Source organism: Bradyrhizobium sp. RD5-C2 (genome assembly GCF_019972155.1).
GTDB lineage: Bacteria > Pseudomonadota > Alphaproteobacteria > Rhizobiales > Xanthobacteraceae > Bradyrhizobium.
Genome location: NZ_BOVL01000016.1, coordinates 99,960 through 115,248 on the forward strand (window position 1 = coordinate 99,960; position 15,289 = coordinate 115,248).

At 61.6% G+C, this 15,289-nt stretch carries 14 protein-coding genes; all 14 read right to left on the minus strand.

Annotated elements, in window-relative coordinates:
* The 14 genes from BraRD5C2_RS19470 to BraRD5C2_RS19535 all read right to left on the minus strand — a co-directional run bounded on the left by BraRD5C2_RS19470 (window position 1) and on the right by BraRD5C2_RS19535 (window position 15,254).
* Window positions 1–1,209 carry a TraB/TrbI/VirB10 family type IV secretion system protein gene (locus tag BraRD5C2_RS19470; RefSeq protein ID WP_223970498.1) on the minus strand — a complete coding sequence of 403 codons (1,209 nt, stop codon included), beginning with the start codon at window positions 1,207–1,209 and terminating at the stop codon, window positions 1–3.
* On the minus strand, window positions 1,206–2,240 hold the full coding sequence (gene trbG, locus BraRD5C2_RS19475; protein ID WP_223970499.1) for a P-type conjugative transfer protein TrbG: 1,035 nt from the start codon (window positions 2,238–2,240) through the stop codon (window positions 1,206–1,208). The genes BraRD5C2_RS19470 and trbG overlap by 4 nt, the downstream gene beginning before the upstream one ends.
* Window positions 2,237–2,920 (minus strand): conjugal transfer protein TrbF, encoded by a 684-nt coding sequence (gene trbF / locus BraRD5C2_RS19480; RefSeq protein ID WP_223970500.1) that lies wholly within the window; start codon window positions 2,918–2,920, stop codon window positions 2,237–2,239. Before trbF ends, trbG begins: the two co-directional genes overlap by 4 nt.
* A gap of 99 nt (window positions 2,921–3,019) precedes the next feature.
* Window positions 3,020–4,249, minus strand: coding sequence for a P-type conjugative transfer protein TrbL (trbL, locus tag BraRD5C2_RS19485; protein WP_223970501.1), 1,230 nt, complete (start codon window positions 4,247–4,249; stop codon window positions 3,020–3,022).
* Complete coding sequence (gene trbK-alt, locus BraRD5C2_RS19490) at window positions 4,246–4,617, minus strand: putative entry exclusion protein TrbK-alt (protein ID WP_223970503.1); 372 nt, start codon at window positions 4,615–4,617, stop codon at window positions 4,246–4,248. The genes trbL and trbK-alt overlap by 4 nt, the downstream gene beginning before the upstream one ends.
* Complete coding sequence (trbJ, locus tag BraRD5C2_RS19495) at window positions 4,617–5,345, minus strand: P-type conjugative transfer protein TrbJ (RefSeq protein ID WP_223970504.1); 729 nt, start codon at window positions 5,343–5,345, stop codon at window positions 4,617–4,619. Before trbJ ends, trbK-alt begins: the two co-directional genes overlap by 1 nt.
* A complete protein-coding gene (gene trbE / locus BraRD5C2_RS19500) occupies window positions 5,342–7,783 on the minus strand; it encodes a conjugal transfer protein TrbE (protein WP_223970505.1) in 2,442 nt (813 codons plus the stop codon). The genes trbJ and trbE overlap by 4 nt, the downstream gene beginning before the upstream one ends.
* 10 nt (window positions 7,784–7,793) lie before the next feature.
* On the minus strand, window positions 7,794–8,057 hold the full coding sequence (locus BraRD5C2_RS19505) for a VirB3 family type IV secretion system protein (protein WP_219685391.1): 264 nt from the start codon (window positions 8,055–8,057) through the stop codon (window positions 7,794–7,796).
* Entirely contained in the window at window positions 8,057–8,383 is a 327-nt protein-coding gene (locus tag BraRD5C2_RS19510) for a TrbC/VirB2 family type IV secretion system protein (RefSeq protein ID WP_223970506.1), read from the minus strand. Before BraRD5C2_RS19510 ends, BraRD5C2_RS19505 begins: the two co-directional genes overlap by 1 nt.
* Window position 8,384: 1 nt before the next feature.
* Window positions 8,385–9,299, minus strand: a complete 915-nt coding sequence (gene trbB / locus BraRD5C2_RS19515; protein ID WP_223970507.1) for a P-type conjugative transfer ATPase TrbB — start codon at window positions 9,297–9,299, stop codon at window positions 8,385–8,387.
* A gap of 267 nt (window positions 9,300–9,566) precedes the next feature.
* The gene (locus BraRD5C2_RS19520) at window positions 9,567–10,901 is read right to left on the minus strand and encodes an MFS transporter (protein ID WP_223970508.1); all 1,335 of its coding nucleotides are present in this window, start codon (window positions 10,899–10,901) and stop codon (window positions 9,567–9,569) included.
* Window positions 10,902–11,034: 133 nt separating this feature from the next.
* The gene (locus BraRD5C2_RS19525) at window positions 11,035–11,460 is read right to left on the minus strand and encodes a CopG family transcriptional regulator (protein WP_223970509.1); all 426 of its coding nucleotides are present in this window, start codon (window positions 11,458–11,460) and stop codon (window positions 11,035–11,037) included.
* Between the two features lie 6 nt (window positions 11,461–11,466).
* Complete coding sequence (locus tag BraRD5C2_RS19530; protein WP_223970511.1) at window positions 11,467–13,455, minus strand: conjugal transfer protein TraG; 1,989 nt, start codon at window positions 13,453–13,455, stop codon at window positions 11,467–11,469.
* Between the two features lie 35 nt (window positions 13,456–13,490).
* On the minus strand, window positions 13,491–15,254 hold the full coding sequence (locus tag BraRD5C2_RS19535; protein ID WP_223970513.1) for a relaxase/mobilization nuclease domain-containing protein: 1,764 nt from the start codon (window positions 15,252–15,254) through the stop codon (window positions 13,491–13,493).
* Between the last annotated feature and the right edge of the window lie 35 nt (window positions 15,255–15,289).

Below are 15,289 nucleotides of genomic sequence, written 5' to 3' on the forward strand. Positions count from 1 at the left end.
TTACCCTCCGTATGGCACCAGTATGAGGTCGCGATTGACGAGAACGCGAACTGGAAAGCCAGGTCGCACGGTGAGAGTGGGTTGGATGTTGAGACTGCGCCGAACCACCTGTTGTCCGGTTTGATTCAGCGAGTCGGAGGCGCCATGCCGCAATGCCTGGATGATGGCGCTGTCGTTGCTATTGGTGTCCGAGCCAGCCCCCAGTTCGGTCCCGATCGCCAGAAACGTCGATAATGCCGCAGCCTTGAAGAGTTCGCCCCAGTGGTTGTCGACCTGGTCTTCGAGACCTGCATATCCCGCGGTGTCAGCGCCAGGCTGCCGCTCGAGAACGATTGAACGTCCATTCGGCATGATCAGCCGGGTCCAAACGAGCAGGACGCGGGACTGGCCGAAAGTGACCTGACTATCGTAAATACCGATCAGGCGCGCACCCTGAGGCACAAGCAGAAAGCGACCGGTCGGTGTATCGAAAACATTCTCGGTGACCTGAGCGGTAATTTGGCCTGGCGGGTCCGATCGGATCCCAGTGATCAGTGCTCCCGGAATCACCGTCCCGGCCTGAACGATGTATGGTGAAGCGGGTCTGGTGACACGGTCAGGGCTTACCGTGCGACGGTCCACGGAGGCATTGACGAAGGCAAGCTTGCGGTCCTGGCCATTCTGCGCAGATCCATCGTCGCCAGAGTTCGTTGCGTTCGGTGGCACAACGCGGTCGCTTCCAACCGCGGCAGCAGTGGGCGGACGCACTCCTCCATTGGTCGCAGCGAACAAATGGCTGATGCGGGCTGCCTCGGTCTCTTGGTCTCGACGCTGCTGTTCCGGATCACCGCCGATCGTCGGCGACTGGCCTTGGGCGGCAAGGATCGGTCGACCGAGGTCCCCAGGGAGTGGCGGACCGAGTTGCGGGATTGGCTGCCGCGAAACGCCAGCGTAATCCTTCGGCAGCGTCGTAATGCCGTCAGCAATACTGTGATGATCAGTACTGTAAAGCTCGTCGGCCGCCGAGTTTCGGGGACGATTGGTCTGCAGCGACCACAACACAGTCCCGCCGATGACGAGCAATGCAACGGCGCTCCCGCCGGCCAGGACCCTCCGGGACAATCGTGTGACACGCGGATTCTCCGCTCTCAAGCGGAAGCTTTCGGACTGCTCCCCTTGTGTCTCCGGCGGAATTATTTTTTCGTGATCGCTTCCATTCGGAGTGTTCATGACGACGGCCTCCCGTCGGTCCTGACAATCCTGACCTTCTGCTGGTGCTCGCCGCCGAGCCGGAGTTCGGCGGCTGCAAAGAGCCGATCCACGATCAGCACGTTGCCGTAGGCGCGGTAGTTGACGAGTTCAGTCTTGCCGTCCGGTCCAATGACAAAGAGCGGAGGCATTTCGCCCTGCACAATGCCGAGCGGGAATTCGACATAGACCTTACGGCCATCGTCATATGCGGCGAGCGGCCGCCACGGAGGACTGTCCCCTTCGATGGCGTAGCGGGAGATACGCTGCGCCGGATCCGGAAGAACGGGCTTCAGAGCGACTGAACGGGATCGTTCGCGCGCTGCTTCCGGATAGTACCAGGAAACGGACGGCATGTACGGCCGCTCGCGGGATCGGAGTTCGATAAGATAGGTGCGGCGGTCGGTATTGACGACGAGGTTAGTCTCGATCGATGCACGGGTCGGCTTGACAAGGATATGGACGCGGCGCGTGTCGCCGTTCCCGCTCTCGGTGTCGCCCACGACCCAACGCACCGTATCCCCGGCCGCGATGGGTCCTGATCCCGCCAACTGCTCACCCTCCTCGAGGGCGATATCCGTGATCTCCCCCGGTGCGGCGTAAACCTGATAGAGGGCTCCAGGACTGTACGCGTAAATCTGCGCCGCGTTGAAATACCCGCGTTTGCGCGGTTCGACCCGGGCCGCACTGTTTGCCGTCTCAACCCGGCTCACTGGCTCGGCGTCTTCCTTCCCTCCCGATTTGCCGCCGAGAACCGGCTTCCAGAGCGGCGGAACGTGAAGCGGCTGCGACCTGTCGTCCAACGCCGCTGGAGCCGCCGGTAGCGGCGGGACTTCAGCGTCATAGCTGATCTCCGGAGGAATATAGGTCGAGCACCCACCGAGCGCCGACGAGCAAAGCAAGAGCGCTGACAGAAGTGCTCGCCTTGAGGTCACGAATCGGGACCAAGCCGAGTTGAGCCTGATCTGCTGGAAAGGACGATTCGAATAAACGTCATGCGTCGTGTTGGTCACTGGCTCAACTCCTTTGACCAGTTGATGGCGCGGACATAGACGCCAAGAGGATTCTTGCGAAGGCGTTCAGCATCGCGGGGTGTCTCGATCACGATCGAGAGAATCGCAGTCCAGCGCTCCGTCGAGTTCAGCGAGCCATTGTCGTAGACGCGTTGGGTCCACGCGACCCGAAAGCTTTCGGACGACGCGCGAATGACGCTCGAGACGTCCACGGAGATTTGGGCCTTGCCCAACTTGGCAAAGGGGTCATTGTTGCGCGCATAGTCGTTGAGCGCAGCAGCACCACGATCGGTCGTGAAATCATAGGCCCGGAGCCAGTTTTGGCGCAGAACGATGCCGTCCGCGGGCAGACCTCTGACATCCTCGATAAAGCGAGCCAGATGGTAGGCGATCTGCGCATCATTGGGTTGATAGTCGATGTTGGCGGGCGCGACCCTTTGGGCCTGGCCGAGATGGTCCACTTCGACAACCCAGGGCGTGATCGAGCCTTGGCTCGATTGCCAAACCAGGCTACCTGCGAGACCGGCTGATAACATCAAGCAGCCGAACGCCATCAAGCGCCAGTTCTTGGCCTGTACGCGGGCAGATCCAATGCGTTCGTCCCAAACCTGCGCTACCTTTTGGTAAGGCGTGATCGGCTCGGGCATGCGCCCGTAGTGCACGGAAGGTCGTTTGAACATGGATAGTTGCCCCTGAGATCAAGTGATCGGTTTTGAGTCGTGCGGTGTTCGGGTTTCAGTCGGCTGCGCAGCGGCTGGCGAAGGCGCAGTGGCTAAGTATCAGCGCTCTCCTTCAGACAAATCGACGGAAGAGCCACCGCCACCGTGATCACCTGAGCGAACCGCGTGGCTGACTGCCGACGCACCGTGCCGAACAGTCTCGGCACGCTTCATGCGACGCGCCCACTCTGGCTGTCCTTCGGCCGAAGTGCTCGCGCCCTGCGCGCCGGCTTCCCCACCTCCGCCGAGCGCAGCCGCCGCACGACGCAACGGGCTCATCGCAGCGGAAGCGCCGGACTCCGCGACACCGGCAAGGCCGCCGCTCCGGTAGGCCGCTGATGCTCCGCTCATCGCAGCGCCGCCACTACGCGCGGCGCCAGCGATCGCGCCGCCAGCGAGACCAGCACCGCCGGCGGCAAGACCCGCGCCCGCCGCAACAATGCCGCCGGCAGCAACGCCTGTTCCAATAGCGGCGCCGCCGCCGAGTTGCGGTCCACCTGACACAAGGCCGTTTGCGATACCCGGACCAAAGATGCCGAGCCCTAGTAAGGAGAGCGCCGCCAGCACCAGCGTCATCGCGTCTTCGATGGTCGGCTGATTACCACCAAAGCCAGCGGTGAACTGCGAGAACAGGGTAGAGCCGATACCGACGATGACGGCCAGGACCAGGACCTTGATGCCGGAGGATATGACGTTGCCCAGAACACGCTCGGCCGCGAATGCGGTCTTGCCAAACAGACCAAACGGAATGAGCACGAAGCCAGCCAGAGTCGTCAGTTTGAACTCAACTAGGGTGACGAAGAGCTGGATTGCCAGAATGAAGAAGGCGAGCAGCACAACGACCCACGCGAACAAGAGAACGACGATCTGAACGAAATTTTCGAAGAAACTGATGTACCCCATCAGGCCAGGGATCGAGTCGAGCAGCGGTCGGCCGGCATCGAGACCGACTTGAGCGATCTTTCCTGGTCGCAAGAAATCGGCCGCGGAAAGGCTGGTGGCGGACGCTTTCAGCCCGAGACCCGCGAAGCTTTCGAAGACGATGCGCGCCAGGCTATTCCAATTGCTGATCAGATAGGCAAAGACGCCGACGAATAGTGTCTTCTTGACGAGGCGCGCAATGATGTCCTCGTCCGGCCCCCAACTCCAAAACAAAGCGGCAAGCGTGATGTCCATCGCGGCAAGCGTAGTTGCGAGATATCCGACGTCGCCACCCAAAAGCCCGAAGCCATTATCGATATAGCGGGTAAACGTCTCCAGGAATTGATCAATGATGCCGGTACCCGTCATGGCTTACTCGCTCCAGGTAGCACCACGGATGGATACCCTTGCGGCATCCTGCTCTCATCTTTTGGTGCGGGCGTCAGGCCTGCGACTGGATCGGGCCCCCTCGACGCGGCAGCACCGTCCTTCCTGCCAAAGAAGCGACGTCGGTTTTCAGCCCAAATCTTCTGGCAATGCTGATAACCTGCCGCATCCACCGAAGTGACGGTGCGGCAGCTGGCGAGATCGGAACCGTCGACGACTGAGGTCCGCTCTGCCGGTGGCGGCGCCGGCGTCTCTCCTCCGCCACGAAGCTGGATCGTGCAGGCTCCGACGAGCAGTATCCCGACTGTCGTGAGTAGCGACAGCGCCTTGAATGGGCCCGTACCGGTCATCAGTGGAACATCCGCACGTCTTGGGATTGATAGCCCTGTCCCGGCGTCAGAAACCGACGGAGCTGTTCTCGGCCCTGGTCTTGCGCGGTCGCACGCTGCGCTGCTTCAAGGCTCTGCGCCCTGCCCTGTGCCGCCACGGTGGCGGTGAGATCGGCGAGTTGTTGCGCCTGAAGCGCGAGGATCTGATTGCCGGCTTGGGTTGCCTGCAGGGCACCACTTGCACCCTGGCTCGACGTCACGAGCGTCGATGTCTGAATGCGGTTGGTGTCGAGATTACCAACGACGCCGGCCTGAACCCGCAGTGAATCCTGCAAGGCGGCGACGGAGTTCTGCCACCGCGATTGAGCGTTGGCCATCAATACCTGGTTCGACTGGTTACCCGAGGCCGGCCCGTAGCTGGTCGAGAACGCGCGATCGATCTGCTGAACGTCGTAGGCAATGCGCTGCGCTTGGGCCAGCAACTGCTGCGTCCGCTGGATTGAAGACTGTAGTTGCTGCAGCGACGAATACGGCAGGTTTGCCAGATTCTTTGCCTGATTGATCAGCATCTGCGCCTCGTTCTGCAACGAGGTGATCTGGTTGTTGATCTGCTGCAATTCCCGCGCGGCGGTCAGGACGTTCTGGACGTAATTGTTGGGGTCGAAGACGATCAGCGCCCGCGTAGGCGCTGTGACGCCAAGCGTGAGCGCAATGGTGCCAGCGGCCAACAAAGTGGTAAGTCGGCTCATAGCGATCTCTCCAGATTGCTGAGATTTGGGATCAGGTCCGTGGCCCAAGCGACGCCACGGTGCTGGAGCCAGGCGGGCACGAAGCCGTCACGTCCATGTTCGGCGAGGAGCCGCTCAATGGCAGTCTGGTCCGTCTTGGACGAGGCTGCCGTAAAGGCGAGCGCAACTTCCCCAAGCCCTAGTTCGAACATCCGGTTGCCGCGGCGAGACTGGCAGTAATAGTCGCGCTTCGGCGTTGCCCGGCTCAGAAGTTCGATCTGGCGGTCATTGAGGCCGAAGCGGCGGTAGATCGCGGTGATTTGCGGTTCGATCGCCCGCTCGTTCGGCAGCAACAAGCGCGTCGGACAGCTTTCGATGATCGCCGGCGCTATCGCGGAGCCGTCGATGTCCGAAAGCGACTGAGTAGCGAAGATGACGGACGCATTCTTCTTGCGAAGCGTCTTCAGCCACTCTCGAAGTTGACCGGCAAAATCCTCGTCGTCGAGGGCAAGCCAACCCTCGTCGACAATGAGAAGTGTGGGCCGACCATCGAGACGGTCTCCGATCCGATGAAAGAGGTAGGCCAGGACGGCCGGGGCCGCGCTCGTTCCGATCAATCCTTCGGTCTCAAACGCCTGGACTGCGGCTTCGCCGAGGCGCTCGAATTCGGCATCGAGCAGGCGCCCGGAGGGACCGCCCAGGCAATAGGGCTGCAAGGCACGTTTCAGGGAGTTCGATTGCAGCAAGACTGACAAGCCTGTGAGCGTCCGTTCCTCCCTCGGCGCCGAAGCGAGAGACGTCAGCGCCGACCACAGGTGATCCTTGACCTCCGGGGTGATCTCGATCTTTTCTCGTGCCAGGATCGCGCCGATCCATTCGGTGGCCCATCCGCGCTCCGAAGGGTCATCGATCCACGCCAGCGGTTGCAGAGCGACGGGGCTTTCGTCCCCATCGGACAATGCACCGCCGAGATCATGCCAGTCGCCCCCCATGGCGAGCGCGGCGGCCCGGATCGAACCACCGAAATCGAACGCAAAGACCTGAGAGTTCGGGTAACGGCGGAACTGCAGCGCCATCAGAGCAAGAAGGACGGACTTGCCAGCGCCCGTCGGTCCCACCACGAGGGTATGGCCGACGTCGCCGACATGGAGAGAGAATCGGAATGGAGTCGATCCCTCGGTCTTGCCGAACAGGAGTGGCGGGCCTTTGAGGTGCAGATCCCTGGCCTCGCCCGCCCACACAGCCGACATCGGAATCATGTGAGCTAGATTGAGGGTCGAAACTGGCGGCTGTCGTACATTGGCATAGACATGTCCCGGCAGGCTGCCGAGCCAGGCTTCGACGGCGTTCACCGTCTCGATCATGCAGGTGAAATCGCGGCCCTGAATGACCTTCTCGACCAGCCGCAGCTTTTCGTCGGCAGCACCGGGGTCGCCATCCCAGACGGTGATGGTCGCCGTGACAAAGGCTTGTCCGATCTGGTCCGCCCCCAGTTCCTGTAGGGCCGCGTCGGCGTCGATCGCTTTGTTGTGGGCGTCGGTATCGAGGAGCGTCGATGCCTCGTTGGTCATGACCTCCTTGAGAATGGCGCCAATGGATTTTCTCTTGGCGAACCACTGGCGGCGAATCTTGGTCAGCAGCTTGGTGGCATCGGTCTTGTCGAGCATGATCGCGCGCGTCGACCAGCGATACGAAAACGGCAGGCGATTCAAGTCATCCAGAATTCCCGGCGTCGTTGTGCCCGGGAAGCCGACGATCGTGAGAACCCGCACGTTGGCTGAGCCCAACATCGGCTCGAGCCCACCGGTCAGCGGCTGGTCGGCCAACAACGCATCGATATACATGGGAATTTCGGGCACGCGAACGCGATGACGCTTGGTCGAGATCGTTGAGTGCAGGTAGGTCAACGTGTCCTGATCGTCGAGCCAGCCGCATTCCGGCATGAACCCTTCAAGAAGCTGAAGCACGCGGGCGGTTTGATCGGCAAACCCGCGAAGTACCTCGCGAGCGTCTGCTCCCACAGTCCGATCGCGCCCCTCGTAGAGCAGTCGCTCTGCCCTGGCGGCTCCCTCCTCCGGCGGCAGATAGAGGAATGTCAGGAAATAGCTCGACTCATAGTGGGCGCCTGCCTCCTCGAATTGTGCTCTGCGTTCGGCGTCGACCAGTGCAGACGCGACATCCGGAAAGGTGTTCGGCGGGTAAACACCTGCAAAATGGCGCTGCGCCTCAACGAACACGGCCCAGCCGGATCCCAGACGGCGCAAGGCGTTGTTCAGACGGCCGGCGACGCCGACAAGTTCAGCCGGCACTGCGCTGTCTAGGTCAGGTCCCCGAAACTTTGCCGTCCGTTGGAACGAACCGTCCTTATTGAGGACGATTCCCTCATCGACCAAGGCTGCCCAAGGCAGGAAGTCGGCAAGACGGGCATCAGAATGGCGATATTCGGCAAGGTTCATCATGATAAGGAACTCAGAGGTTGAGATGACCGGGAATGCGCAGATGTCGGCGCACCACGTCGACAAAGGCGGGATCGCGCTTGGCAGCCCAGACGGCGGCCATATGACCGATGAACCAGAGAACGAGACCCGCGATCCACAACCGCAGTCCAAGTCCAAGCGCTGCGGCAAGCGTGCCGTTGACGATCGCGACCGACCGCGGCGCGCCGCCCATCAGGATTGGCTCGGTGAGCGCGCGGTGAACGGGTACGACAAAGCCTGCGACGGGCTCATCCATCAGATCACCACGCCGCCGCCGAAGGAGAAGAACGACAGGAAGAAACTCGAGGCCGCAAAGGCGATCGACAGACCGAAGACGATCTGGATCAGCCGCCGGAAACCACCCGACGAATCGCCGAACGCAAGCGTCAACCCGGTCACGACGATGATGATGACGGCGATGATCTTCGCGACCGGACCTTCGACCGATTGCAGGATTTGATTGAGCGGCTGCTCCCATGGCATGTTCGAGCCAGCCGCCCATGCCGGCACCGTCGTCAGAAGAACCGTACCGGAAGCTGCCAGTGAAGCGGCTTCTTGAAGAAAGCGAAATTGCGGACGCATGTCAGTCTCCTGCTGATGAAAGGCTGTAGTCGCCGGCAGTCCCAAGCCCTGTGACGAGCGCGAGTTCGGCGAGGCGTCGGTCCGAGCCGCGTCCCGTAAGCACGGCGACGAGGTTGATGGTCTCGGCGATCAGGGCACGCGGAACCGTGATGACAGCTTCTTGGATGAGTTGCTCGAGCCGCCGTAGCGCGCCGAGGGCCGTTCCAGCATGGATGGTGCCGATGCCTCCGGGGTGACCGGTGCCCCAGGCCTTGAGCAAGTCGAGCGCTTCGGCGCCCCGGACCTCGCCGATCGGGATACGGTCAGGACGCAATCGAAGCGAGGAGCGGACAAGGTCAGATAAGGTGGCTACGCCGTCCTTGGTCCGCAGCGCCACAAGGTTGGGCGCCTTGCATTGGAGTTCGCGTGTATCTTCAATCAGCACGACCCGATCGGAGGTCTTGGCTACCTCGGCCAGAAGCGCGTTGGTCAACGTGGTCTTGCCGGTCGATGTGCCGCCGGCGACGAGAATGTTCTTGCGGGTATCGACCGCAGCCTTCAAGGCGCTGGCCTGATCCGATGTCATCGTTCCGGCGGCGACATAGTCGTCGAGCGTGAACACCGCGACCGCTGGCTTACGGATAGCGAAGGCAGGAGCCGCAACGACTGGGGGTAACAACCCTTCGAACCGCTCGCCGGTCCCAGGTAGCTCGGCAGAGACGCGTGGCGAGCCAGCATGCACCTCCGCGCCTACATGGTGAGCCACCAGACGAACGATGCGCTCGCCGTCGGCCGCAGACAAAGTTTCGCCAGTGTCAACCAACCCACTCGACAGCCGGTCGATCCACAACCGTCCATCCGGATTGAGCATGACCTCGATGATAGCGTCATCTTCCAGGTAACCCGCAATCGCGGCACCAAGCGCGCTGCGCAGCATTCGCGCACCACGCGAATTCGCCTCCGATTGAAAGGAATGGATTGCCACCGCCGCCCCCGCCGAATGAAGACGCTTAGAAGGCGCCCTCAGATGGGTTGATTAGAAAAGCCACGGATCGATTTGGGGCAACAAACGCTTATGCGTGATCGTAGGCTGGCGTAGAAAAAGAAAGACTAAGAACAGATAATTGACGCCTGCTCGAACCAGCTAGATCGCGATGAATTTTGATCAGTGCTCGTCGGGACGGCCTCGTAACGATGCAAGTGCTCACCATTCCGCATCTACATCCGCCGGCATTAGTACGACCGTTTGCTCGTACAGAATAACCGGTTCGACTGCGTCGGAAACGTCAACCGGCGCGAAGAAGACAATTGAACCCATCCACTCAGTGAAGGATCGGAAGGACGGCACCGCGAACCAGGCGAGCGCCACGATCTGCAGTGCTACGCTGACACCAAACGCGACCTGATAGGCCAGGACGGTCCTACGGCCACCCTCCGTGGACCATTGTTCTAGAATCAGGCCCGTCCCACATTGTGCAAGGAATGCCCAACCGAAGTGCAACACGTTCAGAGCACCGTTGGCCCGACCGGCAAGCTCTGGCGGAAAGTAATCAGCTACTACCGCAAAACTGACCACGGTCGCCGTTCCAACAATCGCGACAACAGACCACGGCAGTATGGAGGGCAACGGCGCACGCAGGATCAAGGCGAGCTCGGCGGCGATGAACAGCACTGCGACAATCGCCAATATTATTTCCGCTCCAACTCCTCTTCGTCGGATGCAATGGACCGTTGTGCCGAACAACCAGGCACCGCCACAAAGTACGATCGACATGATGAATAGCTGTCCGACGAGACTTTCACGACCAAGTCCCTCGACATCCGTCAGCCACGGTGCCGCCCACAATCCCTGCAGAGACCAGGCTGACCCCACGCAAGTCGCCGACAACGGGGCAATTCGCCAGAAGCGCCTGTCACTAAAAACGGAACTAAGGGTGGCGGGAGTTGATCCCGTTGATAGGATGATGACTCGCTCAGGGACCACGATGTAGATGAGCACGGCCGTGACGCCGGTCACGGCGGCCAGGATTTCGAAGAGCTGTCGCCAGCCGATCCAGGCGATCAGGTGTTCGGCGGGGGTCGTGGCAGTCATCGCTCCGAGCGAACCCAGCATGATCATGTATCCGTTCAGCAAGGCCACTTGTTCCCTGGGGAACCAGAGAACGATGGACTTCAACCCGGCCGTCAGCGCGGCTGCCACTCCAAGGCCGATCATTGCTCGCGAAATCAACAGCGACGGCAACTCCGTCGACATCGCGAATAGCCCGGCACCCGTGGCGGCGACCAAAAGCAACGCGCTTTGGACGCGACGCGGGCCAAAGCGGTCCAGCAATATACCGATGGGGATCTGAGCCGCCGCGAACACCAGGAAATAGACTGACGTGAGCAACCCGAGGTCAGTAGTCCCGAGCCCAGTTTCCGAGATGAGATGGCCGGAGATCAGAGCGTTGATCGTTCGGAACAGGTATGAAAGATAGTATCCAGCAGCAAACGGGAGAAAAACGCGCGCGATGACACGCCACGCCACTGAAATTTGCATGCTGGCCCCTTTGCTCTTCAGCTCATTCGAGCCGATAGCGCGTCCAGCTTTTTGTTGGCTTGGCTAAATTCCTGCGTCGTAGGGTGGCGTAGAAAAAGAATGGCCGGCGAAATAGCTCGCCGATGTGGTTCAATCAGGTTTCGCTGCCCGGCTCCTGACGAACGATATCTTCGGGGATCTCGCGCAGGAAGTTCTGCCCTTTCTGCAGGCGACGACCGAGCGCTTCGACAAATCCTTCAAAACGCTCTCGCCCCTTGAGCTGTGCGGCCGCCTGTGCGTCATTGGGCAATGGCGGCGTGATCGTCAGCCAGAAGCGGATGAAGAGGGCCAGGGTTTCGGCCGTCAGGCCGACGTCACGCTCCAGCCTTTGCATCTGACGCGATAGACGGTCCAGGCGACGGGTGAACGCCGCCTCTCGCCTGTCCGCCCCGTCTGGTGACAGAAAGGACGCAACTGCCGCCTCCACAATCGCGGACCTGGAAAGATTCTTGCGATCGGCAATATCCGCGATCTGCTTCAGAAGCTCCGGCGGAAAGTACACATTCATGCGGTCGCGCATAACGCCTTAGAGCTCCATGCCGTCGTTTGGATCAAGCTCGACTTGGCGGGCGACGCCTCGCATCTGCTGACGCAGAAGCCGAGACTGGCGCACCGCGTCCTCGTCGTCGTCAAGAACGGCGGCAAATTCTTCGGCCGGCGTCGGCTCGGTTGTCTCCTTAACAATCGCAACGTGATCAGGGAGTTCGGGCTCTCGACGAAGACCACTGTTCGCCGTGTCTTCGTCAGCCTGCTGCGCCCCGTCTGCTGCAAGCGTTACCGGCATGAGCGTACCAAGCGTCGACCATCCGTCCGTTCGCGATGATCTACCAGACTCCGCTGGATCGGGCCGCTGCAAGACCCGCTCGGTAAACCGTCGATCCTCGTAATAGCGCGCCTTCTTCGCCCTGATCGGCGGCGTGCCCGCCACCATGACGATTTCATCTCCGGGCGGAAGCTGCATCACTTCACCTGGAGTGAGCAGCGGCCTCGCGGTTTCCTGCCGCGAGACCATGAGGTGCCCCAGCCAGGGGTTCAACCTGTGTCCCGCGTAGTTCTTCATCGCTCGCATCTCGGTCGCCGTACCGAGCGCATCGGAAACGCGCTTGGCGGTCCGCTCGTCATTGGTCGCGAAGCTGACGCGGACGTGGCAGTTGTCGAGGATCGCATTGTTGGGCCCATAGGCCTTCTCAATCTGATTGAGCGATTGTGCGATCAGAAAGCTCTTGATCCCATAGCCCGCCATGAATGCGAGCGCGGACTCGAAGAAATCGAGACGCCCGAGTGCCGGGAACTCGTCGAGCATCATCAAGACACGGTGCCGGCGGTTGCTGGCGTGCAAGTCCTCGGTCAGGCGCCGGCCGATCTGGTTCAGCACCAGGCGGATCAACGGCTTGGTCCGCGAGATGTCGGAAGGCGGCACCACGAGGTAAAGCGACGCTGGCCGGGGATCGGAGATTAGGTCTGCAATTCGCCAGTCGCAGCGGCGGGTCACCTGGGCCACGACGGGATCACGGTAAAGTCCAAGGAACGACATCGCGGTAGACAGGACCCCGGAACGTTCGTTGTCGGATTTGTTGAGAAGCTCTCTCGCGGTCGAAGCGACCACCGGATGAGCGCCCTGCTCGCCAAGATGCGGCGTGGTCATCATGGCCTTCAAGGTCGCGTCGATTGGCCGCTTTGGATCGGACAGGAAGGCGGCCACGCCGGCCAAGGTCTTGTCTGCCTCGGCGTAGAGGACGTGGAGGATGGCGCCGACCAGGAGTGAATGACTGGTCTTCTCCCAATGGTTCCGCTTATCGAGCGAGCCTTCGGGGTCGACCAGGACGTCGGCGACGTTCTGGACGTCGCGAACTTCCCACTCTCCGCGCCGGACCTCGAGCAACGGATTATAGGCGGAGGACTTTGGGTTGGTCGGGTCGAATAACAGGACGCGGCCATGACAGGACCGGAACCCGGCGGTCAGCTGCCAGTTCTCGCCCTTGATGTCGTGAACGATGGCCGAGCCGGGCCAAGTCAGCAGCGAGGGAACGACGAGACCGACACCCTTGCCGGACCGAGTGGGCGCGAAACACAACACATGCTCCGGTCCGTCATGGCGAAGGTAGTCATCGTCAAGCTTGCCCAAAACCACACCATCCGCACTGAGCAGTCCGGCTGCTCTAACGTCCCGCGCATCGGCCCAGCGCGCCGATCCATAGGTCTCGACATTTTTGGCCTCGCGCGCCCGCCAGACCGACATGCCGATCGCCGCCGCGATCGAAACGAAGGTCCCCGACGCCGCGATGAAGGCACCCTCGACAAAGACCTGAGGCGCATAGGCGTCGTAGACGAACCACCACCAGAAGAAGATGGGCGGGTAATAGATTTTGAAGCCCGACAACTCGAACCAGGGCCGTCCAAGTTCATGCTGGTAGGAGAGCCGCCAGGCCGTCCATTGGGTCGCTCCCCAGATGGCCATCAAAACGATCAAGCCGACAACAATTACCTGTCCCCAGAGGATCTTGGTTCCGGACATCCCGAAGGTCCCTCCCAATTGAATTGGCGAGATAGCTAGAGGCCCAGGTCGCGCTTGCGGCCGATGCCCCATTCGATACCGCCGCCGTCCTTGATGACGCCGGTGACGTGCTGGCCGAGCCTCTTTTCGAGTTCGCGCGACCACGGCACGAGCTGGAAGCCAAGCCCATTGTCGATCATGGCAAAGCGTCCCGAGGCGAGCGTCAGGCGCTGGCGATACGTGCCTGCCACATGCTCTCCAGAAGGCGCCTTCACGTGAGGCAGGCCGGTGTCGGCCGAGACCTTTGCTCCCACCTCGTCCAGTTCGCGTCGGCGCAATGTATTCAATAGGTCGCGCTGCAGAATGATGCGCTGGCCCTGCCGCCGTGCCAGACCCCCCTCAATCAGATGCTCGGTCCGGGCTTCCAAAGCGTCACGGGCCTCGCGGCCGAATCCACTCATGGCGAGCGGCATCGGATCGCGTTCGACCAGCCGGTGGTCAAGCCAGGTTGCTCCTCTCGCGGTGACCTGCTCACCAAGATCGAGATCGGAACGGGGCGCGAGCACCACGGTGGGTTGCGGATCGCCGTTTTGACCGAAGCGTCGGACTTCGACAATTCCGCCGACCGGCGGTGCATGTTCGAAGGCCTCGATCCCGTGGAAGCGGACGTGATGCACACGTCCGTCGGTTCCGTCGATCACGGCATAGGCCTCGCCGGTCAGTTCGTCATGAAGTCCTCGATCAATCAAACGCCCGACGATCTGGGATGTCTGCGGTCCACCTTCGATGACGTAGTCGGCGACACCGCGCGCCTCACCACGCTCAGTGAAGGCGCGATGCATCGTCTTGATGATGTCGCCGCGCGTGCCGAGGTCGCGCAGATTACGCTCGGCCTCGAGTCCAACCATCCACTCCCCCGGCGCCGCGGGCGCGGCAAGGCCCATCTTCTCCAGGTGCTGAAGGCGGCCGATCATCAGGCGCCGGATCTCTGGGTCGGAGCTGCCAGGGTTTTCGGGACGCAAATCGATGTGGCCGGTTTCGTCGGCCCCCAGCCGGATCTCCCGATCAAGTCGGCTCCATCGCTCTGCCGTGACTTCCCTCTCCAGCGAATTGCGGATCTCGTGCTCCGGCTTTGGACCCAGTTCGATCGCGACCAATTCCTCGGCGCGTGAGCGCAGACCCCGGCTAATATAGTCGCGGGAGATCACGAGATCGGCCCCCTTCTCGTCGACTCCCCGAACGAGAAGGTGGATGTGAGGATTGTCTGTGTTCCAGTGATCGACGGCCACCCAATCGAGCCGCGTGCCGAGATCGACCTCCATCTGCCGAGCGAGATCGCGGGTGAAAGCCCTGAGATCGGTCATGTCGCCGGCGTCCTCGGGCGAGACGATGAACCGAAAATGATGCCGATCGCCCTGACACCGTTCCGCGAAGGCCGCGCCATCGGCGCGGTCGCTGCCGGCGTCGAACATCTCGGCTCTCTCACCGCTCCGGGTGACCCCGTCGCGCTTCAGGTACGAAAGATGGGCAGTCAGCGGCGCCGAGCGGAATGCTCGCCCCTTGTGACGAACGACGCGCGCTTTCACCACGGCGCGCCGCGTCGATTTGAACAATCGGCTGCGGCTAAACGCGAGCCTGCCGCGGCCAAACGTCGAGCGCCCATAGGATGTGGAACGCTTGCCGGCCGCGGGCTGACCCGCGGTATGGCCAGCTCTCTTCGCAGCACGTAGCACCTGGTTGATGAAGCTCTTCGCCTTAGGCGCGCGGGTGCTGCGAATACGCCCGGGTCGAATGCGCAGATCGCTGTCGCCAACGGTCATGGCCGGACCTCGAAGAGCGCAAACGCGTCTACAGT

What these genes read in the sequence shown, in the direction of transcription:
- BraRD5C2_RS19470 (WP_223970498.1), bottom strand. Translation starts at nt 1,209, where the DNA reads ATGAACACTCCGAATGGAAGCGATCACGAAAAAATAATTCCGCCGGAG.
- trbF (WP_223970500.1), bottom strand. Translation starts at nt 2,920, where the DNA reads ATGTTCAAACGACCTTCCGTGCACTACGGGCGCATGCCCGAGCCGATC.
- trbL (WP_223970501.1), bottom strand. Translation starts at nt 4,249, where the DNA reads ATGACGGGTACCGGCATCATTGATCAATTCCTGGAGACGTTTACCCGC.
- trbK-alt (WP_223970503.1), bottom strand. Translation starts at nt 4,617, where the DNA reads ATGACCGGTACGGGCCCATTCAAGGCGCTGTCGCTACTCACGACAGTC.
- trbJ (WP_223970504.1), bottom strand. Translation starts at nt 5,345, where the DNA reads ATGAGCCGACTTACCACTTTGTTGGCCGCTGGCACCATTGCGCTCACG.
- trbE (WP_223970505.1), bottom strand. Translation starts at nt 7,783, where the DNA reads ATGATGAACCTTGCCGAATATCGCCATTCTGATGCCCGTCTTGCCGAC.
- BraRD5C2_RS19505 (WP_219685391.1), bottom strand. Translation starts at nt 8,057, where the DNA reads ATGGATGAGCCCGTCGCAGGCTTTGTCGTACCCGTTCACCGCGCGCTC.
- BraRD5C2_RS19510 (WP_223970506.1), bottom strand. Translation starts at nt 8,383, where the DNA reads ATGCGTCCGCAATTTCGCTTTCTTCAAGAAGCCGCTTCACTGGCAGCT.
- trbB (WP_223970507.1), bottom strand. Translation starts at nt 9,299, where the DNA reads ATGCTGCGCAGCGCGCTTGGTGCCGCGATTGCGGGTTACCTGGAAGAT.
- BraRD5C2_RS19520 (WP_223970508.1), bottom strand. Translation starts at nt 10,901, where the DNA reads ATGCAAATTTCAGTGGCGTGGCGTGTCATCGCGCGCGTTTTTCTCCCG.
- BraRD5C2_RS19525 (WP_223970509.1), bottom strand. Translation starts at nt 11,460, where the DNA reads ATGCGCGACCGCATGAATGTGTACTTTCCGCCGGAGCTTCTGAAGCAG.
- BraRD5C2_RS19530 (WP_223970511.1), bottom strand. Translation starts at nt 13,455, where the DNA reads ATGTCCGGAACCAAGATCCTCTGGGGACAGGTAATTGTTGTCGGCTTG.
- BraRD5C2_RS19535 (WP_223970513.1), bottom strand. Translation starts at nt 15,254, where the DNA reads ATGACCGTTGGCGACAGCGATCTGCGCATTCGACCCGGGCGTATTCGC.